The 20,883-nt window shown below is 46.4% G+C and carries 25 protein-coding genes; 15 read left to right on the forward strand and 10 right to left on the reverse strand.

Annotation, left to right across the window (positions count from 1 at the left end):
• The first annotated feature begins 71 nt into the window (after positions 1-71).
• Together AXG56_RS15195 and AXG56_RS15200 are read left to right on the forward strand one after the other, a co-directional pair.
• Entirely contained in the window at positions 72-842 is a 771-nt protein-coding gene (locus AXG56_RS15195) for an SDR family oxidoreductase (protein WP_008632681.1), read from the forward strand.
• A gap of 108 nt (positions 843-950) precedes the next feature.
• Positions 951-1,466: a DUF6241 domain-containing protein gene (locus AXG56_RS15200; RefSeq protein ID WP_062515330.1), complete on the forward strand. Its 516-nt coding sequence runs from the start codon at positions 951-953 to the stop codon at positions 1,464-1,466.
• 63 nt (positions 1,467-1,529) lie between these two features.
• Here AXG56_RS15200 and AXG56_RS15205 read toward each other — a convergent pair whose 3' ends face one another.
• Positions 1,530-1,928, reverse strand: coding sequence for a GNAT family N-acetyltransferase (locus AXG56_RS15205; RefSeq protein ID WP_008632687.1), 399 nt, complete (start codon positions 1,926-1,928; stop codon positions 1,530-1,532).
• A 183-nt stretch (positions 1,929-2,111) separates the two neighbouring features.
• On the opposite strand from AXG56_RS15205, the gene AXG56_RS15210 reads away from it, so the two are divergent.
• Positions 2,112-2,579 (forward strand): hypothetical protein, encoded by a 468-nt coding sequence (locus tag AXG56_RS15210; protein WP_008632689.1) that lies wholly within the window; start codon positions 2,112-2,114, stop codon positions 2,577-2,579.
• A gap of 25 nt (positions 2,580-2,604) precedes the next feature.
• Here the strand turns inward: AXG56_RS15210 and AXG56_RS15215 are convergent, their stop codons facing one another.
• Positions 2,605-4,755 (reverse strand): ATP-dependent helicase, encoded by a 2,151-nt coding sequence (locus AXG56_RS15215; protein ID WP_062515332.1) that lies wholly within the window; start codon positions 4,753-4,755, stop codon positions 2,605-2,607.
• A 123-nt stretch (positions 4,756-4,878) separates the two neighbouring features.
• On the opposite strand from AXG56_RS15215, the gene AXG56_RS15220 reads away from it, so the two are divergent.
• Positions 4,879-5,979, forward strand: coding sequence for an NADH:flavin oxidoreductase (locus AXG56_RS15220; protein WP_008632697.1), 1,101 nt, complete (start codon positions 4,879-4,881; stop codon positions 5,977-5,979).
• Between the two features lie 47 nt (positions 5,980-6,026).
• Here the strand turns inward: AXG56_RS15220 and AXG56_RS15225 are convergent, their stop codons facing one another.
• Positions 6,027-6,740: a PAS domain-containing protein gene (locus tag AXG56_RS15225; protein ID WP_062515334.1), complete on the reverse strand. Its 714-nt coding sequence runs from the start codon at positions 6,738-6,740 to the stop codon at positions 6,027-6,029.
• 165 nt (positions 6,741-6,905) lie between these two features.
• The gene (locus AXG56_RS15230) at positions 6,906-7,112 is read right to left on the reverse strand and encodes a DUF3006 family protein (protein ID WP_008632701.1); all 207 of its coding nucleotides are present in this window, start codon (positions 7,110-7,112) and stop codon (positions 6,906-6,908) included.
• Positions 7,113-7,297: 185 nt separating this feature from the next.
• Between AXG56_RS15230 and AXG56_RS15235 the strand changes: the two genes are divergently transcribed.
• From AXG56_RS15235 to AXG56_RS19555, 4 genes are read left to right on the forward strand one after another with little or no spacing between them, the layout of a single operon-like run.
• Positions 7,298-7,888 carry a TetR/AcrR family transcriptional regulator gene (locus tag AXG56_RS15235; protein ID WP_008632702.1) on the forward strand — a complete coding sequence of 197 codons (591 nt, stop codon included), beginning with the start codon at positions 7,298-7,300 and terminating at the stop codon, positions 7,886-7,888.
• A gap of 2 nt (positions 7,889-7,890) precedes the next feature.
• A complete protein-coding gene (locus AXG56_RS15240; protein WP_008632703.1) occupies positions 7,891-8,244 on the forward strand; it encodes a multidrug efflux SMR transporter in 354 nt (117 codons plus the stop codon).
• Between the two features lie 2 nt (positions 8,245-8,246).
• Positions 8,247-8,561: a multidrug efflux SMR transporter gene (locus AXG56_RS15245; protein WP_008632704.1), complete on the forward strand. Its 315-nt coding sequence runs from the start codon at positions 8,247-8,249 to the stop codon at positions 8,559-8,561.
• A gap of 58 nt (positions 8,562-8,619) precedes the next feature.
• Positions 8,620-8,781, forward strand: a complete 162-nt coding sequence (locus AXG56_RS19555; RefSeq protein WP_161484930.1) for a hypothetical protein — start codon at positions 8,620-8,622, stop codon at positions 8,779-8,781.
• A 36-nt stretch (positions 8,782-8,817) separates the two neighbouring features.
• On the opposite strand, the gene msrA is transcribed toward AXG56_RS19555, so the two are convergent.
• The 3 genes from msrA to nadE form a co-directional block, all read right to left on the reverse strand.
• Positions 8,818-9,513, reverse strand: coding sequence for a peptide-methionine (S)-S-oxide reductase MsrA (gene msrA / locus AXG56_RS15250; RefSeq protein ID WP_008632705.1), 696 nt, complete (start codon positions 9,511-9,513; stop codon positions 8,818-8,820).
• A 63-nt stretch (positions 9,514-9,576) separates the two neighbouring features.
• Positions 9,577-10,140: a cysteine hydrolase family protein gene (locus AXG56_RS15255; protein ID WP_082794494.1), complete on the reverse strand. Its 564-nt coding sequence runs from the start codon at positions 10,138-10,140 to the stop codon at positions 9,577-9,579.
• A 12-nt stretch (positions 10,141-10,152) separates the two neighbouring features.
• Positions 10,153-10,893, reverse strand: coding sequence for an NAD(+) synthase (nadE, locus tag AXG56_RS15260; RefSeq protein ID WP_062515337.1), 741 nt, complete (start codon positions 10,891-10,893; stop codon positions 10,153-10,155).
• A gap of 153 nt (positions 10,894-11,046) precedes the next feature.
• Here nadE and bshB2 point away from each other — a divergent pair, with 153 nt between their 5' ends.
• Both bshB2 and AXG56_RS15270 read left to right on the forward strand, forming a co-directional pair.
• Entirely contained in the window at positions 11,047-11,733 is a 687-nt protein-coding gene (gene bshB2, locus AXG56_RS15265; RefSeq protein ID WP_008632710.1) for a bacillithiol biosynthesis deacetylase BshB2, read from the forward strand.
• 137 nt (positions 11,734-11,870) lie between these two features.
• On the forward strand, positions 11,871-12,617 hold the full coding sequence (locus AXG56_RS15270) for a FixH family protein (protein WP_062515339.1): 747 nt from the start codon (positions 11,871-11,873) through the stop codon (positions 12,615-12,617).
• 40 nt (positions 12,618-12,657) lie between these two features.
• Here the strand turns inward: AXG56_RS15270 and typA are convergent, their stop codons facing one another.
• Positions 12,658-14,499, reverse strand: a complete 1,842-nt coding sequence (typA, locus tag AXG56_RS15275) for a translational GTPase TypA (protein ID WP_062515341.1) — start codon at positions 14,497-14,499, stop codon at positions 12,658-12,660.
• 257 nt (positions 14,500-14,756) lie between these two features.
• Between typA and AXG56_RS15280 the strand changes: the two genes are divergently transcribed.
• Positions 14,757-15,686: an RluA family pseudouridine synthase gene (locus tag AXG56_RS15280; protein WP_008632714.1), complete on the forward strand. Its 930-nt coding sequence runs from the start codon at positions 14,757-14,759 to the stop codon at positions 15,684-15,686.
• A gap of 190 nt (positions 15,687-15,876) precedes the next feature.
• Here AXG56_RS15280 and AXG56_RS15285 read toward each other — a convergent pair whose 3' ends face one another.
• Complete coding sequence (locus AXG56_RS15285; protein ID WP_008632716.1) at positions 15,877-16,182, reverse strand: 4a-hydroxytetrahydrobiopterin dehydratase; 306 nt, start codon at positions 16,180-16,182, stop codon at positions 15,877-15,879.
• A 76-nt stretch (positions 16,183-16,258) separates the two neighbouring features.
• Positions 16,259-18,034, reverse strand: coding sequence for a M3 family oligoendopeptidase (locus tag AXG56_RS15290; protein WP_062515344.1), 1,776 nt, complete (start codon positions 18,032-18,034; stop codon positions 16,259-16,261).
• 149 nt (positions 18,035-18,183) lie between these two features.
• Between AXG56_RS15290 and AXG56_RS15295 the strand changes: the two genes are divergently transcribed.
• The 4 genes from AXG56_RS15295 (at position 18,184) to AXG56_RS15310 (ending at position 20,883) form a co-directional block, all read left to right on the forward strand.
• A complete protein-coding gene (locus AXG56_RS15295) occupies positions 18,184-18,543 on the forward strand; it encodes a PilZ domain-containing protein (RefSeq protein WP_008632718.1) in 360 nt (119 codons plus the stop codon).
• Positions 18,544-18,889: 346 nt separating this feature from the next.
• On the forward strand, positions 18,890-19,831 hold the full coding sequence (locus AXG56_RS15300; RefSeq protein WP_008632719.1) for a TIGR03571 family LLM class oxidoreductase: 942 nt from the start codon (positions 18,890-18,892) through the stop codon (positions 19,829-19,831).
• A 25-nt stretch (positions 19,832-19,856) separates the two neighbouring features.
• Positions 19,857-20,576, forward strand: a complete 720-nt coding sequence (locus AXG56_RS15305) for a DUF5694 domain-containing protein (protein ID WP_008632724.1) — start codon at positions 19,857-19,859, stop codon at positions 20,574-20,576.
• Between the two features lie 40 nt (positions 20,577-20,616).
• Positions 20,617-20,883 (forward strand): hypothetical protein, encoded by a 267-nt coding sequence (locus tag AXG56_RS15310; RefSeq protein WP_062515346.1) that lies wholly within the window; start codon positions 20,617-20,619, stop codon positions 20,881-20,883.

The raw sequence follows: 20,883 nt of genomic DNA on the forward strand, positions 1-20,883 counted from the left end.
TGATTTGTAGAATTCAGTATTTGGGTATAGACTATTAGCAATCCAAGAGAAGTTATAAAGGAGAGAAACGTATGAAACCAACTGCACTCATTACCGGTGCTTCCGGAGGAATCGGGTACGAACTCGCCCGCCTCTTTGCAAAGTCCGGGTACAACCTGATTGTCGTAGCAAGATCAGAGGCCAGGCTGGAAGCGTTAAAACAGGAATTGGACGGACATCCCGTAACCATAATTGTCCAGGATCTTTCCGAGCCAGGTGCTGCTCAACAGATTTATGACCGGGTAAAAGAACTCGGACTGACGATTACCGTGTTGGTCAACAATGCCGGGTTCGGTTTAAACGGAATATTTGATGAACTCCCCCTTGCCGATCAGCAGCAGATGCTGCAGGTCAATGTGAATGCTTTAACAGAACTGACTCACCTGTTCCTGCCTGAAATCAAAGCGGCGCGGTTCCGTTCGATACCGAAGGGGATCCTCAATGTAGCGAGCACAGCTGCATTCCAGCCAGGCCCTAGAATGGCCGTTTACTATGCGTCCAAAGCTTACGTACTATCCTTTTCCGAAGCTCTTGTCGAAGAGTGCAGAGATACAAGTGTGACAATCACAACTCTCTGTCCAGGTGCAACGGAGACAGAATTCTTCAAAAGGGCGAAAGCAGAGCATACGAAGCTCGTCTACAGCACTATGAAGCCGGAGACCGTTGCTAAATCCGGGTTTCTAGGCTTCGTAAAAGGGAAGCGCGTCGTCATTCCCGGAATGGCAAATCAAGGGATGGCCTACGCTTCAAAACTACTCCCCCGCTCTCTTGCCGCCAAACTGGCACACTATGTCGACCGTTAAGAGTATGCATCACAAATAGAGAGATTCCCCCGATAAACCTTTCGTCCTGAATCTTTTTTCTCTATAATAGAGATATTATGGAAATGAAAGGGATTAAAGGGGGATCTTATGAAGAAGTGGATCATCGGGATATTGTCAGGGGTCGTCCTCATTGTCGGAGCGGCAGCCTACTACTTCGCAAGCCAGGAAGAAACGATGACGGCAGAAGAAATGGAGACGACCAGACAGTCTGCCGAACAGAACGTAACCGAGGAAGTCGAACAATTCGAGAAAGAAAAGAAGAATCCTTTCGGAGACGAAAAGGCCGGTGGTGATTTGACGGATTCCGATTACCAGCAGTACATCCACGCCATGTCTCACCAGAAGGTCAAAGCAGATAAGAAGTGGACGAACTACGTCATCCATCCCGAGCGGATCGACTGGCTGCTTCAACACACCGCCTCTTCTGAATTACAGCATGGGGACACATATAAAGAGATTTTGACGCGCTGGAAGAACGATGATTACTCCCATGCCGTCTCCGATCACAACACCATATGGAACCTTCAAAATGGTAATGTCGGAAAAGCGACAGGCCTGCTGACCGAACAAGAAGAAGTCCAATATATAGAAAAGCACCAGTAATAGATTGTCCCTGCACCAAGACAAAAAAACGCCCGGACCGTGTGTCCGGGCGTTTCTTTGGTTCTACAATTCTTCTGCAGTCTTCCGGAAACCGGCGAAATTACGAAAACCCTGTCCTGTGTAATAAGAGGCAGAGCTTTCTGTTGCCAGCATCTCCATCCTCGTTTCAGGATAACACTCATGTGCTGTGCGCAACAACTGCTGCGCCACGCCGTTATTCCGATACTCTTCCTTAACGAGCAGCTCACAGATATAAAGGGTCATCGTGCCATCGGTAAGGCCGCGCAGGTAACCGATGACTTCCCCATCGGAAACGGCAACAAGCGCGGGCTCTGAATTCAGCCAGGAACACAGAGTCTCCTCGGCCCGATCCACAAGGACTTTCCAGTTTTCCTTTTCGTTCAACTGTTGAACGGCATCGATGTCGTGTTCTAGAAATGAGCGGACTTGAATGGAATTCATAAAATCCAACCTTTCTTCTTATAGGATGTTGATTCCCTTCTGCCGTCACCCAGTCATTGTAGATTCTATTTCTCTCCTACTTTATCTCTTTTTTAATTTTACCAGCCCTTTACATGCGCATTATCATAAGGGTTATGTTAAAATATTATCGGACTTTTTCGAATTATTCAAGGGGGATAAGACATGTTTAAGCGTTCCATCCTGATTATTTCTCTGCTTCTGCTTGCCGCCTGTTCTTCCCAAGACTTAGGTTTGCAGGATTTGGAGGAAGCACACCCGGACACATTCGCGGAACCTATCCAGGCTTTATCAGACAGTCAGAAGGAGCGACTGGGACTTCCGGATAAGCTGCCCTTTGACGTCTCTAATGTCCAGGCGAGTATAGATTCCAGCACCGTTACAATTGTATATGGATCAGAGAAAGAAACGGAAGCAGCCGTGCATACGATCTATGAGCCAGGTAACATCCTTCAGGAATCCGAGCTGCAGATACCTCTTAACAATGGAGCAGTAGCCGGTGTTCAAGAAAGAAACGATACCGTATTCGTCGAGTGGTATGAGTCCGACTCTGATGTCATATATCAAGTGGAATATAACGGAACAGGAGAGGACCGGACAGAACAAGCAATGAATATCGCAAATTCGATTTAAAAAAAACAGCCGCTGAGCGGCTGTTTTATATTTTTTCAAGTTTTTTAAAGTTTCGACTGATCGGCCGCGGAGCCTTCAGACGGTCAAAGAAAATCATATAATTGTTCCTCTTCCCATCGATTTCCTCAATAACGCCTTCACCGAAGACCGGGTGTTTCACCCGCTCGCCCTTCTTAAAGCCGCTATCGGTCGGTTCCGGAGCGCGGTAGGCAGCACGGATATATTCTTCTGCCTCCTCCCGTAAGGAAGGATCCATTTCTCCAATACTCTCATAAAGACCTTCTTCCACTTCGAACAGAAAACGGGAAGGGTATTTCTTCTGCCCTCCGTTCTGAAAGCCTTCCGATTCCGTCAGATAAAGTTCCTTCTCCGCCCGGGTGACGGCTACGTAAGCAAGGCGACGCTCTTCTTCAAGGGCCCGTTCTTTCCGTTCCCTGAGCGCCCGGACATTAGGAAGGATATTCTCTGACAACCCGATCAGAAATACGTAAGGGAATTCAAGTCCTTTCGCTGTATGAATCGTCATCAGTTTGACGGAATCCTTTTGCTCCTCCCGGTCGTTTTCGGTATATAACGCCAGCATTTGAAGATACTCATCGAGGTGTATAGCTTCCCCCGCCATCTGTTCATACTGCACGACGGAATGAAGGAGTTCCGCCAGATTATCAAGCCGTTCCTGGTCCCCGTCTTCACGCCTGTATGCTTCATAACCGGTAGACTGCATGGACTCCTGCAAAAGCTCCGAAACTTTTCTCTCTTTCTGAATGGATCGAAGATGCTCCATTGATTCAATAAAGGAAGCTGCTCCTGTTCTCAGGAACAAAGGATCCTCCTGATATTTTTTCAATGTTTCATAAAGAGTCGTCCCGTCCTTTTCCGCCCTTTGACGAAGAAAGGTCATCCGCTTCTTCCCAATCTGCCTTCTCGGAACATTGATAATCCGCGCAAAGGAAAGATCATCTCCCCAGGCGATCATTCGCAAGTGTGCAAGCGCATCTTTAATTTCCATACGTTCGAAGAATTTGAAGCCGCCATAGATCGTGTAATCAATATTGGCAGCAATCAATTCCTGCTCGACGGAACGGGATAAGTAATTCGCCCGATACAGGATGGCGATATCCGAACGTCGCCCGCCCTCCTTTTGAAGAATGGATTGAATTCTATCTTTCACCCATTTCGCTTCCTTGACTTCGTCTTTGGCATGATAGTGGAGAACCTTGACCCCGGATGGATGGACAGGGGTCATCTGCTTATCGACGCGAAAATAATTATTCTGGATCAGCGCATTCCCCAAGGACAGAATTTCCGGAGTCGAGCGATAATTTTCGTTTAGAAAAATGGTCTGAGCTTCAGGGAAATAGTTTTCAAAGTCGACCATATATTTCGGGTCTGCTCCCCGCCATTCATAGATGGTTTGATCCGGGTCGCCTACGACAAACAGGTTCCGATGTTTATCGGAAAGCATACGCACAAGTTCGAACTGTTTCAGACTGCTGTCCTGAAATTCATCCACCTGGAGATAGTAGAGGCGCTCCTGCCATTTCTCCAACACTTCTTTATATTGATCAAACAGGACGAAGACGAAATTTAACAAGTCATCAAAGTCAAGTCCATATACCCGTTTCTGCTTTTTCAAGTAACGTTGGATAATCTGACCGTCCAAATCGCCGGATGCTTCCGAATCGGGCATCTTCCCCCGGAGTATCATCTGTTGGACGTAATGTGTATTCCCCTTCAGGATACCGATTTTGTCCAATATCCGCTTGAATGTCTTCTCGTTCATCTTCAGTTCAAGCTCTTCGAATATTTCCCGAAGCAGCACTTTCTGATCCTCTACATCCAGAATGGCGAAATTCTTCGGATAGAATAAGCGGTGGATATCCTCCCTTAAAATACGGACACAGAATCCATGATAGGTGGTGATGAAGCCGGTATCCTGCTCCCCGCCGATTAATTTTTTGACTCGTTTTTTCATCTCATTGGCTGCCTTATTCGTAAACGTCACCGACAATATATTACCGGGGTCGATTCCGAGCTCTTCGACAAGAAAAGCGTATCGATTTGTCAAAGCGCGCGTCTTTCCTGACCCTGCCCCCGCGATAACCCGCACATATCCCTCCGTGGATGCGACCGCCTCCTGCTGGGAAGGGTTCAATCCGTTCAATAACTTCTCCATCGTGCTTCTCCTTTTCAAGAACATTTGTTTGTATTATAGCACATTCGGGGACTATTCCCATGATCCGACTGTTTGAGAATGACCAAAAGAGGAAACGAGGAAGGAAGAAGGAGATGAGAGACAATGAAGGACAAGGTACAACCTCTATTCACAGAAAAGAAAGTGCATCATACACACTTCCCGAACAGGTACGTCGTCGCACCAATGACGAGAATCAGCGCAGCTGATAACGGAATAGCGACAGACCGAATGAAGCACTATTACGAACGATTTGCAGCCGGTGGGTTCGGCGCTGTCATCACGGAAGGAATATACCCCGATAAGTCCTATTCGCAAGGGTATGCCAATCAACCAGGCCTTGCCGATGAGAATCACAGGGATGCTTGGAAGCCGATTATCCAAGGGGTTCAAAAGCACGGAACCCGGATCATCGCCCAAATTATGCATGCCGGGGCTCAGTCCCAAGGTAACGCCTATAAGGATCAAACCATCGCTCCTTCCGAAGTGGCACCAAAAGGGGACCAGCTTTCTTTCTATGGTGGAAATGGTGCGTTCTCAACACCGAGGGCAATGAACAAAGAAGACATCGCATCCGTCAAAAAGGCTTTCGCGACTTCTGCACGCCTGGCGAAGGAAGCCGGATTCGATGGTGTGGAGATCCATGGTGCGAATGGTTATCTAATCGATCAATTCCTTACTGATTATTTTAACCAAAGAGAGGACGAGTACGGAGGAGTAACGAAGAACCGGCTTCGTTTTGCACTGGAAGTCATAGAGGAAGTCAGACAGGCTGTCGGCAGTGACTATCTCGTCGGGATAAGAATTTCTCAAGGAAAAGCTTCGGATGGCGAACACCGCTGGGCGTTAGGAGAAACGGATGCGCGCACAATTTTCGGAGACTTGGGAGACAGCTCTCTGAACTTTATTCATGTTACAGATAAAGACGGCACCCAGCCCGGCTTTGGTGAAGGATCTATGTCCATGGCGGCTGCCGCCAAAACGTTCAGCGGGCTACCGGTCATCGCAAACGGCCAGCTTCAGGACCCGGAAAAAGCAGCAAGACTGATTAATGGAGAAGAGGCTGATTTTATCAGTCTCGGCACAAGCGCTTTGCAAAACCCTGATGCCCCTGACAAGATCAGACGCGGAGAATCACTGGAAGCCTTTGATTTCCAAAGCATTATGCTTCCCCAGGCTGATATTAAAGAACAGGAATGGAGATAACAACAAGAGCCGAGCCCCCATACAGGGAGTTCGGCTCTTGTTGTCAGTCAGGATTGTCCATAATAATAGCGGGTTGCCTGTTGAAGGTTTCGGAACGTACGAACACCGTCCAGTCTTATTCTATAATTTGTAAACTGCATCGCCACTTCCGGCCTTAGACCTGCAAGCGCCACCTCTACTCCAAGAAGCTGAAGGTTCTGGATCAGACGCCTTAGCAGGTCGCCCCAGGCTTCGTCAATAGAAGTAATACTGGCGAATTGGATGGCGAGTCTGTCTATTTGTTTTTTTTGACAGGCGGCAGGCACACGCGTCAACAGGGTTTCTTTTTGGGCTTCCCGTAAAATAGGCTGCAGCGGGAGCAGCCCGAACCCTTTGGCGATTGTTACAATATTGACCGTCATTTCTTCTATAATATAGGTCAGCCGATCTTCCTTTTCCTTTTCTGCGGTTTTATCCCTCACCCTTGCAAGGATGTACACTTCCCCGTCCTCACGAAATGACTTGGTGAACCACTCCAGTACGACCTCTTTCCCTCGGATCCGATGCTGCTTCTCTGCTACTTCTTCCCTCTCATCATTTCCGACTGCAAGTTCCAGCATGTCGCTGTCCGGGTACAGCTCAGAAAACCTCCTGCCGATGATCTCCTCCATCTCCAGTTCAAATATCCGTCCATAAGCTGGGTTGGCGTAGGCTATTCTATATTGCTTATCCGAAATCAAGACCCCTTCGTCCAAAAGATCCATCGCATTCTGCATAAGCATCCGGAACCCCCCTGTCTTCATACTTTCATTATGATGGGGGTACACTTGGAAAATCAAGATAATTCGACATAATTTTCTGAAAAATTAGTATAATTAAAGATGCATTCTTATTCTAAAGGTCGGCTTTCTGTGCAAATAAAAAAAGCACCCGCAAGAAGGATGCTTTTACGCCTTTTCCATTTGATCCAATCTGGATATGATAGCTACATGTTTTAGGTTCCCGATCGAGTCGAACTCGATTTCAAGACAATCGCCGGGCTTTACAAATCCAATTAATCGTTCTTTCAAGACAGAAAGTTCATTTCTCCGTTCAGAATCTTCAACTAAGACAGCATAGTTACCTTCGTATCGATCCAGTCTGTATTGGTTCACCGGTCCAATCCCCTTCTGTAGTTGGTCCACCCTTCTTTCCTGCGCCAGGCGGCTCTTACCTACCCTTACCCCTGTCTACTTATAGCTAAACATGTCGAATAAACCCCTGCTCTGGACATCGTTCTATGACCGTGATAAGATAGACTAACAAACGTTAGTTAGTTGAATGATAAGGAAGTGATCACATGACGAAAGAAAACATTATGGAAGAGAGTCTGACGCTCTTTGCCAACCAGGGATATGAGAATACGACCTTGGCAAACATAGCGGATGCGGTAGGAATTAAGAAACCTTCCATTTATAATCACTTTGACAATAAAGAAGCCATTTTTTTGAGCGTTTTATATCACGTGGCCGAGCGGGAATCCGATTATTTGATTTCAGAAACCTCGCTTTCTAAGGATCATACGATAGCCGAACGGCTTAAGCACCTGTATTGTACGTATTTGGATCATATGTCGAATTCGACGGAGGGAATGTTCTTCAAGCGGGTCACTTTCTTTCCGCCGGAGGACTTCTCTGATGACATCCAGGAAGTATTTCTGATGATTGAGAAAACACTGACAGATATTCTCGTACCGATTCTAGAACAGGGAATTAAAGAAAAAGTCATCCGTCCACTTCCGACGGAACAGCTGACTTCTGCCTTTTACACCCTTACTAACGGTCTATTCCTGGAAGAGAACTTTTATGACAAGGAAGTATTTCATAAGCGGCAGGAGGCGAGCTGGGAAGTTTTCTGGCTGGGCGTCCAATGCCCGGAGAAGGAGGAGTAATGATGGCATGGTTCTATCTGCTCGTAGGAGCTGTATTTGAAATAGGTTGGGCGATTGGATTGAAATTATCAGAAGGCTTTACGGATCCATTGTTTTCTACGTTAACAGTGATCGGGATTTTGATCAGCTTTTCTTTCTTTACGAAGGCGTTGACCATGTTTGATATTGGTACGGGATATGCGATTTTTACAGGTATTGGTGCAGCGGGAACAGCGATTCTCGGAATGACACTTCTCGGCGATGGCGGCGGCCCGGGAAAGGTCTTTTTTATTGTTCTTTTAATTGTCGGTATTATCGGATTGAAAATGAGTGACTCCTCGCCAACCACCGAGGAAGTCCAACACCAGGAGGGATAAGGATGGCTTGGGTATTTTTAATTTTGGCTGGTATGGGAGAAATGGTAGCGATGTTCTTTCTTAAGCTGTCGGAAGGTTTCAAGAAAAAACGGCCGGCGGTCTTTGCAGTTCTGGCCGGGGCGACGAGCTTCTATTTCTTATCATTGTCTCTAAGAGAGCTTCCGATCGGAACGGCTTATGCCATCTGGACAGGAATCGGATCTGCTGGAACAGTGTTGTTGGGAATACTATTCTTCCGGGAACAAATCAATCCAAAAAGAATAGCCTTTGTTGGTTGTATCATAGCAGGCGTCATCGGATTGAAATTAGTCTCATAAATGTGACAATAGTGCTTGAATGATCGCTATTAAGCACGTAAAATAAGAAGAAGCTGCAGTGCAGCCTATTGTTACAGCATCGATGGGGGAACGGAAATTGCGAAAAGTATTAGTCGGTATTCTCATGTTGATTGTCGTTGGTTTCAGCTATATAGGGTACACGAGTTTGGATCATCCTGATGCCAGACCTTCTGCACCTCAAGAAGTGAAAAACTATTAAAATGAAAGGAAAGCCGGGATTCCGGCTTTCCTTTTTTTATGGCTCTGCTTTATAGGGAAGGTCCACGTCCCGATCCTCACCCCATGTTTTCTCAAGATAGTCATCCCGTCCGGAATTTCCGCGGTAATACTCGTAGCGGAGCTTGTTCTTTTTATAGTAATCCTGGTGATACTCTTCCGCACGGTAAAATGCCCCCGCTTCTTTAATCGGGGTCACGATCTCCTCGGTGAATCGACCGGAGTCCTGCTGAGAAGCAAGGAAAGCTTCTGCCTTCTTCCGTTGGTCTTCGCTCTTATAGAAAATCCCTGTTGTATAAGAAGAGCCTCGATCGACGAACTGACCTCCGGCATCAGTAGGATCTACTTGTCGTATGAATACTTCCAAAAGATCAGAATAAGAGAGGACATCCGGATCATAATAGACTTGCACAGCTTCGACGTGACCGGTATCCCCGGCAGATACCTCTTTGTAAGTAGGCGTTTCTGTATGCCCTCCTGTATAACCGGAGACTGCTTCCTTCACCCCTTTCAATTTCTCGAAAGGCGGCTCCATACACCAAAAGCAGCCGCCGGCGAAAACAGCCGTTTCGTATCCTTCAGGGATATCCTCTTCCGTTACAGCCTCACTTCCGCCGCTTCTCTGGGTCAAATAAGCATATCCTTCTGGAACCAGGAAGACAGCAAGCAAAAGAAGCACAATGACTGCAATCCAACGCTTCCTATATTTCCTCATTCGACCTCTCCTCTCCCTTACAATATAACATGGGAGAGAGAAATTGGGGGATAGACAGTGCGCTCAGGAATAAAAAGCATGATCCCAACCGGTTTCAGTCGTCTTCCCTGTGTTTGCCGACAGTGAACGTTCTATGATTCGGAACGCGTTCTCATTATCCTCGGCACATTCGGAAGCCACTCCATCTCTCGGCACCCACAAATCGTACCCTCTCATATAAGCATCGTTAGCTGTAAAAAGAACACAAATATTACCGGCAACCCCGGTCAATATTAATCTCTCCACCCCCAACTGTTGCAGCAGAATATGGAGTTGTGTACCGAAAAATCCGGAATGCTTCGGTTTAATAATGAAATAATCGTCCTCTTCCGGAAGCATCCGCTCAATGACCGGTCTCCCGATCCCCTGCTTACATTCTTCAATCAAATCGGGCACGTTGTCCTGCCACAGCCCGAAGTTGTCATTCACGTAGATGACCGGCACTCCTTTTGACCTTCCTTCTTCCTTTAAAGAAAGGATGGTATCCGTAATCGGAAGTGTCTGTTCCAACAAATCATTACCACAATCAAAATCCATTTTGTTGATCATGTCTATGATCAGTAAGGCCGTCTTCTTATCCTCTTTCATCATCCACCCTCCTTAAAATGGTTCCGGAGCGGCTGGAACTTCCCGCTTATGCTGCGTCTTTCGATGCCGCTCTTTCAACTGCTGTTCTGCCTCTTCCTCAATGTCTTTCCCTTTCAAGAATGAATCGATGGCATCGTAAGAGACTCCGAGTTCCTCTTCATCTGTTTGTCCTTCCCACAAATCCGCGCTCGGTTTTTTCTTCACAATGGATTCGGGGACTCCGAGTGCTACCGCCATTTCTCTCACTTCCTCTTTCCTTAAATGGAGCAGTGGATTCAAATCTACTCCGCCATCCCCGTATTTTGTGAAATAACCGGTATAGTCTTCTGCAGCATTGTCAGTTCCGACAACAAGATAATTATAATTACCAGCCACTGCGTAGAGGGTGCTCATTCGAAGCCTTGCCTGTAGGTTGGCCCCGCGAAGCCGTTCGGTATCCCGGTTCCAATCCCCACGGGAATCCAGCTGCTGTTTGATCGTATCGTATGTAACCGAATACGGCTCCGTCAACTCGATCCCTATATAGTCGAGGTCAGCCGCTTCCACCACCTCTAAGGCTTCCTTCTGTTCTTCCACCTTCTTATGGATCGGCAGCAAAACGCCTAATGATTGTTCCGGAAAGGCTCTTTTAATTAGAAAAGCAACGACGGCGGAATCAATCCCTCCGCTTATCCCTACTAATACGCCCTCCATGGACGCTTCCTCTACTTTTCCCTGCAGCCATTCACATAAGTAATTAATTCGACCTTCCATAGACTCCACCACACCTTTCTATAATGAATGTTACTAAATGACTTTCCTTATTTTTCAAATAGATAAACATATAGAAGGGTAAACAAAAAACTTTTCATTTCTATGCATTTACGCAATAATGAGGGATAGCAATCCTTTCAAGGAGTGAAAAGTATGATAGAACAAGAACGCCATGTACTCGTTATTTTCCCACACCCTGATGATGAAGCATTCGGAGTATCCGGAACGATTACATCCTATATAAAACAAGGAACCCCTCTCACTTACGCCTGCCTGACGTTAGGTGAAATGGGAAGAAACCTTGGAAACCCTACATTCGCTACGAGAGAATCCCTTCCACAAATCCGGAAGCAGGAATTAATTAAAGCCGCAGAAGCCATGGGAATTGAAGACCTGCGCATGATGGGCCTTCGTGACAAGACCTTGGAATTCGAAGATGATGGAGAGATGAAGAATATGGTTCGTCAGCTGATTGACGAACTGGATCCATCTCTTATCATCACCTTCTATCCCGGGTTTGCCGTCCACCCCGATCATGAAGCAACAGCCCGTGCCGTCGTCCGTGCCGTCAGAGAGATCGATCCACAGGACAGGCCGAAGCTCCATACGGTCGCCTTTGCGAACGACACGGAAGAAAAATTGGGCAGACCGGATATCGTTCATAATATCGAATCCGTCCAGGAAGAGAAATTGAACGCCATGCGGGCACACATCTCTCAGACGTCCCGCACACTCCAGATGCTGGAAGAAGGCATCAAAGTAAACGATCCGGAAGCGATGAAATGGGTAAAAGATGAGCGCTTCTACACCTACAACTGGAACAATGATCAGGTCACCTAAAAGAAAGACTCTACGGAGTCTTTCTTTTTTACATCTCCATAAATCCTACTTGAACAGGCGACTAAAGAGGCCATGAAATGTCCATCCTGAAAATGATACCCTTATCATAGATCATAGAAAAGAAGGAGCTGGATTGGATGGAAAGACATCCGTGGTCGAGCGCTGTCATCATTTTCTTACTATTAACCGCTGTTACAGCCTGCTCCACAAATGAAGAACAGGAAGGCCCTCTCCGCCCCGAGGTGGTCATCCAAGTGGATCACGAGCCTCTCCCTGTCGGCGAACAAAGTGTCCTTCAAGCAGAAGTAACGAGAGAAGGACAGCCGGTAAAGAATGCCGCCTCCGTCAAATTTGAAGTCTGGTTTTCGGAAAAGGGACAGGACACATCTGAAATTTTGGAAGCAAAACATGTTGGTAATGGGAGATATGAAGCATCCTATACATTTAAAGAAAACGGAGCCTATGAAGTGATCACCCATACACAAGTTGATGATATCCATACGATGCCGAAGCGGATCATCGCTGCAGGAGACGAACTTCCAAAAGACGCTCATGATTCCGATAGATCCGCACAAATGGCGGAGAGCATGTTCATGGTTCAACTGGTAACCGAAGAAGACGTAAAGCAAGGAGAGCCGTCTTTACTTACGGTTCATATCAACCATATGGAAGAGCCTTTTTCCGATGCTGAAGTGAGACTGGAAATTACTGCACCATTTATGAAAGAGCCTGCCTATGTGGATACAGATCCTGTAGAATCAGGCGAATACCGAGGTCAGTTTACGTTTCCCCAAACCGGTTCCTACAAGGTGAACGTTCACTTTGAGAAGATGGATGAAGACATACACGGACACAAAGAAGAAACATTGGATATCGAAGAATAAAGAAAAAAAGGCCGCCCCATAGAAAGGGCGGCCTTTGTCATTAAATTTCTGTATTTTGGAGCTTTTTCTTCTTCGCCATTTTTTCACGTTCGTTCTTGTTGAGATATTTCTTACGAAGACGCACACTCTCCGGTGTAACTTCGCAATACTCATCATCATCCAAGTACTCAATTGCCTGCTCCAGAGTCATCTGGCGTGTTTTCTTGATCGTAGAGGTTGAATCCTTGTTAGCAGAACGGATGTTGGTCAAGTGCTTCTCTTTCGTAATGTTAACGGTAAGATCGTTCTCACGGTTATGCTCACCGACAATCATTCCTTCATAAACTTCTGTACCCGGTTCTACAAAGATCGTACCGCGGTCTTCCAAGTTCATGATTCCGTATGTGGAAGCTTTTCCTTTATCAAGAGATACAAGGACACCTTCCCGACGGCCGCCGACCTGACCTTTGGCCATAGGTGCGTATCCGTCGAACGTATGGTTTAGAATACCGTAGCCACGTGTCTGGGTCATGAATTCTGTGGAATATCCGATCAAACCACGGGAAGGTACAAGGAATTCAAGACGGACTTGGCCGTTTCCATCGTTGACCATATCCTGCATTTCACCTTTACGGTAACCAATGGACTCCATTACAGCACCCTGGTACTCTTCCGGTGTATCGATTTGCACACGTTCCACAGGCTCACATAGAACGCCGTCGATCTCTTTCAAGATTACTTTCGGCTTGGAAAGCTGCAGCTCATAGCCTTCCCGTCTCATATTCTCAACGAGAATAGACAAGTGCAGTTCTCCACGTCCGGAAACTGTGAAAGCATCAGGAGATTCCGTAGGATCAACACGAAGACTTACGTCAGTCTCGAGCTGTGTCATCAGACGCTCTTCAATTTGACGGGACGTTACGAACTTACCTTCGCGTCCGGCGAAAGGACTGTTGTTGACAAGGAATGTCATTTGAAGAGTTGGTTCATCAATACGTGGGATTTCCATTGCTTCCTGATGTTCAGGGCTGCAAACCGTTTCTCCGACGTTGATATCTTCCATACCCGCAAGAGCGATGATGTCTCCAGCTTTCGCTTCTTCGATTTCGACACGTTTCAGACCGATGAATCCGAACAGCTTGGAAACGCGGAAGTTTTTAACGGAACCGTCTTTCTTCATTAGAGATACCTGCTGTCCAACTTTGATCGTACCGTTGAATACACGGCCGATACCGATACGTCCAAGATAATCATTGTAATCAAGCAATGTTACCTGGTACTGAAGCGGCTCCTCCTTCGTATCCACTGGTGCAGGGATGTTGTTCATGATCAGTTTAAAGATCGGGTCCATCGTCTCCTGCTGATCCTCAGGCTCATCACCGGAAGTACCGTTCAATGCAGAAGCATAGACAACAGGGAATTCCAGCTGTTCGTCATCTGCACCCAGTTCTATGAACAAGTCCAGAACTTCATCAACAACTTCATCAGGGCGGGCGTTCGGACGGTCAATCTTGTTCAAGACGACAACAGGAGTCAATTTCTGCTCCAGTGCTTTCTTCAGAACGAACCGTGTTTGTGGCATACAGCCTTCATATGCATCTACGACAAGCAGTACGCCGTCTACCATTTTAAGAATACGCTCAACTTCCCCACCAAAGTCTGCGTGACCAGGTGTATCAAGGATGTTGATGCGTGCATCGTTATAATTGATCGCGGTATTTTTCGCTAGAATTGTAATTCCGCGTTCTTTTTCCAAATCATTAGAGTCCATGGCGCGCTCATCGACGTGCTCGTTATCACGGAAGGTTCCGGAGTAGTGAAGCATTTGGTCAACCAACGTCGTTTTTCCGTGGTCAACGTGTGCGATGATCGCGATATTACGTATATCATCTCTGTGTTGCATGAAGCACACACCTCTTTCGTATCATTATTCAACCGTTCTATTATAACACAGTTTCAAGGGCGCAGATACAAGTTTACATGCCTGATAATAATGGAAGCGTTTCATTGACTCACAAGTGTTTCGGAAGTCCGAATCTTTCCTTTCCATTGCAGAGCCACCACCATAACGCGTACAATATACAACAGCCCTTATCTGCTAACAATATGGCCTTTGTTGGTTGTCTATATACAGAAAACACTCGGAAATTAGGTGAAGCAATGAACACGAGACGTATCGGAGAATGGCTTGAAGTAGAAGTGCCGGAAGAATGGAACGGCTATACGATTGAACGGATCATGAAAAAAAAGTGGCATGTCCCACGAAAATTAATCCACAGCTTCCGGTCAAAGAAGGAAGTTACTCTGAATCAGGAAATCCCCCACTGGAAAACCGCTAAAGCGGAGGCCGGGGATATATTACGCATCCGCTTGTTCCGCCCGCGGCCCCTAGAGGTCGTCCCGACACCTATGCACGTGGATGTGATCTATGAGGATGATCACCTTCTTGTCGTGAATAAACCTGCCGGTGTGTTCACCCATCCAAATAGACCGGATGAGCATGATACCTTAGTGAACGGCGTAGCCGCTTATTTCAAGCAGAAAGGCATTTTTTCCACTCCAAAGTATGTACATCGACTCGATCGGGATACATCAGGAGCCATTCTGTTTGCGAAACATGAACTAGCCATCGCCATGCTCGGAAAAGAGTTACAGGAGCGAAGAATTAAACGAACTTATTTGGCATGGGCCCACGGAAATCTCTCTCCAGCGAAAGGCCGGATAGAAGCACCGATTGGGAAAGATGACAGCCATCCGGTCCGCAGATGTGTAGCGGAAGACGGCCAGCGCGCACTGACCCATTATGAAGTTGTCGAATATGACAGGAAGCAAGACGCTTCCTTAGTCAAATTGCGTTTACAAACGGGGAGAACCCATCAAATCAGGGTACACCTCAGCCATGCCGGCCATCCGCTTCTTGGAGATGAATTGTACGGCGGTGCCGGGAGTCTTAATTATAAACAAGCCCTGCATGCGGCCAAGTTGACACTCTATCATCCCTTTACACAACAAGAAGTTCATTGCCTTGCCATGCCGATGAAAGCTTCCCCATTGTTTACAGAAGCGCAGGTCCTTAAGCTCTCTGATTGAGCACTTATTCTTCATTCCTTCGTTATGAAAGTGGTCTTATCAAAGGTCGGAGGAATAGGGGGCAGCTCTCTGATTGCTTTTCCCTTTAACTATTGCCTCTTTGGCAGACTGAAAAAAGATCCGCCCACAAAGGCGGATCTTTTAATGCACTTGTGAAGCTTCAATATAATTTAGCCATCATAAAAGACATTTACTTCCCTGTGATAGACGCATACAAATCATCATACTTCTCTGCGCACTTCAGATCGAGTTCAGTAAGACCCTTGGCATTCCATGATGTAAGCTTCATAGTCACCATCTTATAATCAATGCTGATGAAAGGATGATGTTGAATGTCCTCCGAATATTCCGCGACATGATTGACGAACTGAACCCCTGTAAGAAATTCAGAGAACCGATAGCGTTTGACGATGAATTTGTCCTCACTGAGCTTCCAGCCGTCTAATTCTTCCATTCTCGCCTGCTTCTCTTCATCTGGAATCCTTTGCTCCTCCATCTCTTTCACGACTCCTTTTTGTATAGCTGCTTCTACTTATAAATACCCTTTTCCCGAAAATGGAAACACTGTCGGATCAGTTGTCCATAGACATGAACGTCCGGAGATCATGAAGGCATAAATCAAGCGCGTGTTCCCAAAAGTCTGCTTCCTCCAGGTTTACACCTAAGTGTTTCATGGCAAGATCTTCCACGGACATCCTGCCTGTATCTTGCAGCAGGGCCACATACTTATCCTCAAAGCCCTGCCCCTCCTCGAGAGCTTTCGCATAAATTCCCATGCTGAACAAATAGCCGAACGTATAAGGGAAGTTATAGAAAGGAACATCGGTAATATGGAAGTGGAGTTTGGACGCCCAGAACGTAGGATCGTATTCCTTCAATGTACCGACATATGCTTCCCTTTGTGCCTCCTCCATTAAATCGTTCAAGCGTTGTTTTGAAACAGCTCCGTGCTGTCTTTCTTCATAGAAACGGGTTTCAAACAAGAAGCGGGCGTGGATGTTCATGAAGAATGCGATACTGCGCTGAACTTTATCCTCCAAGAGTACTCGTTTCTCTTCTTGCCCTTCCGCCTGTTTGACCGCAGCATCTGCTACAATCATCTCCGCAAACGTGGACGCCGTTTCCGCTACATTCATCGCATAGCCCTGATTCAATATCGGAAGCTCATTCATAACATGCTGATGGTAGGCGTGCCCAAGCTCATGCGCCAGTGTCGCTACACTCGACGGTGTCCCTGAATACGTCATAAATATCCGGGTTTCTTCACTGTCAGGAAAGCTCGTGCAAAATCCCCCTGGCTGTTTACCGGGACGGTCTTCTGCTTCGATCCACCCTTTCTCAAATGCCATCTCAGCGAAATCAGCCATTTTCGGACTGAACTGCCGGAAATGCTTTAGAATGAAGTCTGCTCCTTCCTGGAAGCTCCATCCTGTTCCTGAATGACCGATTGGTGCTTCTACATCATAGAAGCTTAGTTGATCGATTCCCAAGAGTTCGGCTTTCTTTTTCATATAAGGTATGTACTGGTCCTTATATTTTGTAATGGCATTCCACATCGCATCCAGCGTTTTTCTGCTCATCCTGTTATATTCGAGCGGCTCCTTCAACACGTTCGTCCAGCCTCTGTGTTTATACACCTGCAGGCGGAAGCCTGAAAGGTGGTTTAACGTGCTGCTGAAAAGATCCGATTGCTTTCCCCATACCTGCTGGAGTTTATCAAAGGCTTCCTTCCTTACAGCGCGGTCGGAGGAATCGAGCTTATTCGCTGCCTGCCCGATGGAAAGCGTTTCTCCATCCAATTCGATTTTCAGTTTACCTACAAGCTGATCATACATTTGTTCCCAGGCATCGTACCCGTCAACGCTGAGATCATTAATCAATGCCTCTGAATTTACCTCAAGCTTATCCTTCGCATGTTCTCTTCGCTCATTAAGAACGAAAGCCACATCACGGAAAGGTGGCTGATTCAACAAAGACTTCCATACGTCATCATCCGTCTGGACAAGCTTCTGATCGAAGACGGTTAAGCTGTTATCCACTTTGGCCCCAAGATCACCACGCTTTGATAGCCAGGCGGAGACTCCCTCGTCCTCCACGTTTTGAGCATTCAAGCAACCGACGAAAGCTCCGAATTCAGCCAGTTCCTTTAAAACCAACTGCAGCTGTTTCAGTACGGCATCTAAGTCTTCCATTTGATCCGTATTCTTTGGAGCATGGAAATCCTTCACCAGCTGCTCCAACGTATCGGCATGTTGTTCGATGCCTTGGACATACGACTTCAATTCTGATGAGCTGCTTCCACCAGCAAATATACTATTTAAATTCCAAGTAACCGGATAAGTGGACATGGATACTCCCCTTCCTTAATATGTACCATCATTTTTCATTTGAACGCTTACATTATATCAAAAATTTCCTTTCTCCCCTATTTCTATATAGTCAAAGCCTCCGTTTGTCTATATAATGAAAAAAAAGAGTTTGGAAAGGATGAAGACTTGTGAGATACCGACGACAAGACCCCCTTCGTTATATATTTCCAAATCCTATAGGAGCCCGTTTTAAAATCATCCAGGTCGGCGACCGTCCGGTGGATTCATCGTTCGGCAAGGCGGTCATTCATGACTTGAGTACCGGAGGATTGAAAATGGCAACAGACATCAAGATTCCCCTCCACAAAGAGATTGACGTCTTCCTTCAACTGGAATTTGAAGGAACCTCTCTTTCCTTTACTGCCGATGTCGTTTGGATGAAGCCATATATGAAGGAATACCTTTATGGTTTGGATTTCAAAGGAGACCAGAAATCCGAAATTGTCCAGGCTTTAAAGAAATGGAAAGCGATTCCTGCCAACGGCTGATTTTCATTTTCTGTAACATAAAAGAAATATTTATGTAATAAAATTGAAACCTTTCCACTTTCTGATTCGTCTATATAGTAGTACGAAAACAAACATGTCGGAAAGGGGCGTTCATTATGAAGAAACGTATAGAATATGATTTTGCAGAAATCGCTAGTGTTGCAGGAGGGGCCGCCTTCCTGACCCTGTTCTTATACTTCATCATTTACGTCCAGTAAATAATATTTCAAGCCTCTCCTTGGAAGGAGAGGCTTTTTCGTATGCAGGCGGCAGTCTTTTTGATTAGAATAGAAGGAATCCTCTCTTTATAATAGAAGTAATCCCATTACAAACAGGAGGGAATTTTTTGGATCATTACCTGGAATACCCTGACATATTAAAGGAAGATCGAATTACGTTCGGTCTGACGCTCCCAATAGATAACTATCATGGTCGGAAGCCTGACATGACAAAGCAGTTGGAGCGGGCTCGCCTCGCAGAGAAACTTGGTTTCCACAGTTTATGGCTCCAGGATGTCCTGTTGGAGGATCCGACTTTTGAAGACCCCGCAACAGGACAAATATACGATAGCTTAATCTATCTTACTTACCTGGCCAGCCAAACGAAGACGATTCATTTAGGGACAGCCGCCCTTGTACTGCCATTAAGGCACCCGTTACGGACGGCGAAGGAGATCGCAAGCATCAGCAACCTTTTTCCCGGTCGATTGCTTCTCGGCGTTTCTTCAGGAGATCGAAGGAAAGATTTCGAAGGATTGAATGTTCCCATTATGGAGCGCGGAGAGTGGTTTCGCGATGCCCATCAGGTTATACAGGAGGCACTGGGTAAGGAATTTCCCGATTCCAAGTCCCGATTCGGTCGAATGGACAAGTCGAACCTTGTTCCCAAACCAAAGGAGAACATCCCTTTTTATATGACGGGATACTGCCAGCAGTCACTGGATTGGATTGCCGAACACAGCGATGGTTGGATGTTCTATCCTCAACGCCCGGATAAACAGAGGGAAACGATCCATCAGTATCGGGAAAAAGTGAGGCTCTATCACGGCGACGTCTTCCGTCCATTCTTCATGCCGCTTCCACTCATACTTGAGAAGGATCCGGATCACCCTGTCGAAAAGATCCCTGCCGGATATAGAACGGGCCGAAAAGGGTTGGTTGGTTTAATCGAAGAGTACCGATCGATCGGAGTCAATCACTTGATGTTCAATTTGGCGAGAAGCGAACGTTCTGTCGAAGCAGTCCTTGCAGAGCTGGGCAGTGAAGTACTACCCCTTTTCCGCCTATAAATGAAATAATGGAAAGGAGCACGGTATGGAAGATGCACAAATTCTCGTAATGGGCAGCGTACACTTTTCCGTTGAACCCGATACGGTCAATAACCAGCAGAAGAAGATATTAGAAGTGGTTGATTGTTTGAAGGAGTATGAGCCGACGAAGATTGCAGTAGAGAAATCTTTTCTTCTTGAAGAAGAGATTAACAAGCGTTACGAACTGTTTCAAGCCGGAGCCTTTCAACCGGCATATGATGAGGTAGAGCAATTCGCCTTCCGGATTGGCAAGGCCTTGAGTCTTCCTCGTCTCCACGCTGTCGACGCACAAGTTGATATGGACCGTCCACCCCTGAGTCAGGTGTTTGCCTGGGCGAAGGAGTACCAGCCTGATTTATTGAAAGAAATCGTAGAGATGCAGCACGAGTTGAATCAAAGCCGGCAGAAAACAGATATAATGGAGAAGTTAAAAGAGGTAAACAGACTGGAATATGGAAGACGATTACAAAGGTTGTACTGGAAGCTGTCCCAAATCGGCGATCGCTCCCATCCTTTGGGAGTGGAATGGCTCAACCAATGGTATCTTCGGGATTTAACCATTACAGCCAATCTACTGAAACTGACGGAACCGGGGGACAGGGTACTTATATGGATCGGAGCGGATCATCTGCACCTTATCAGACAAATGCTGGAAGACAGTAACCAAGTAAAAATCATTCATCCCTCCTTATTCCTTGATGGTTCCAACAAGCTTGCTGAGTAACCGGTTCCTATTGTCTATTAAAATAAGGAGGACTGATCCTATGGCAGAGAAATCGTGGACGGACCGCTTCGATCCTCTTTATTTCCCACTATTCACGGCCATTCCTGTCGGGGTATGGCTGACAGGAAAAGATGGCCCCTTTCAAGGGGTTGAAATCAGTTTATATATCATTACGACATTATTTTTATTCTTCTCCGGCAGCGTAGAAACCAGCAGCGACGAACGGAAGCACCGAATTCTTGGCTATTTGTATATGGTATCCGGACTATTCTTGGCCGGTGCCGGTCTGTACCGCTGGCTGAATTAG

It is taken from the genome of Halobacillus sp. KGW1 (assembly GCF_001592845.1).
GTDB lineage: Bacteria > Bacillota > Bacilli > Bacillales > Halobacillaceae > Halobacillus.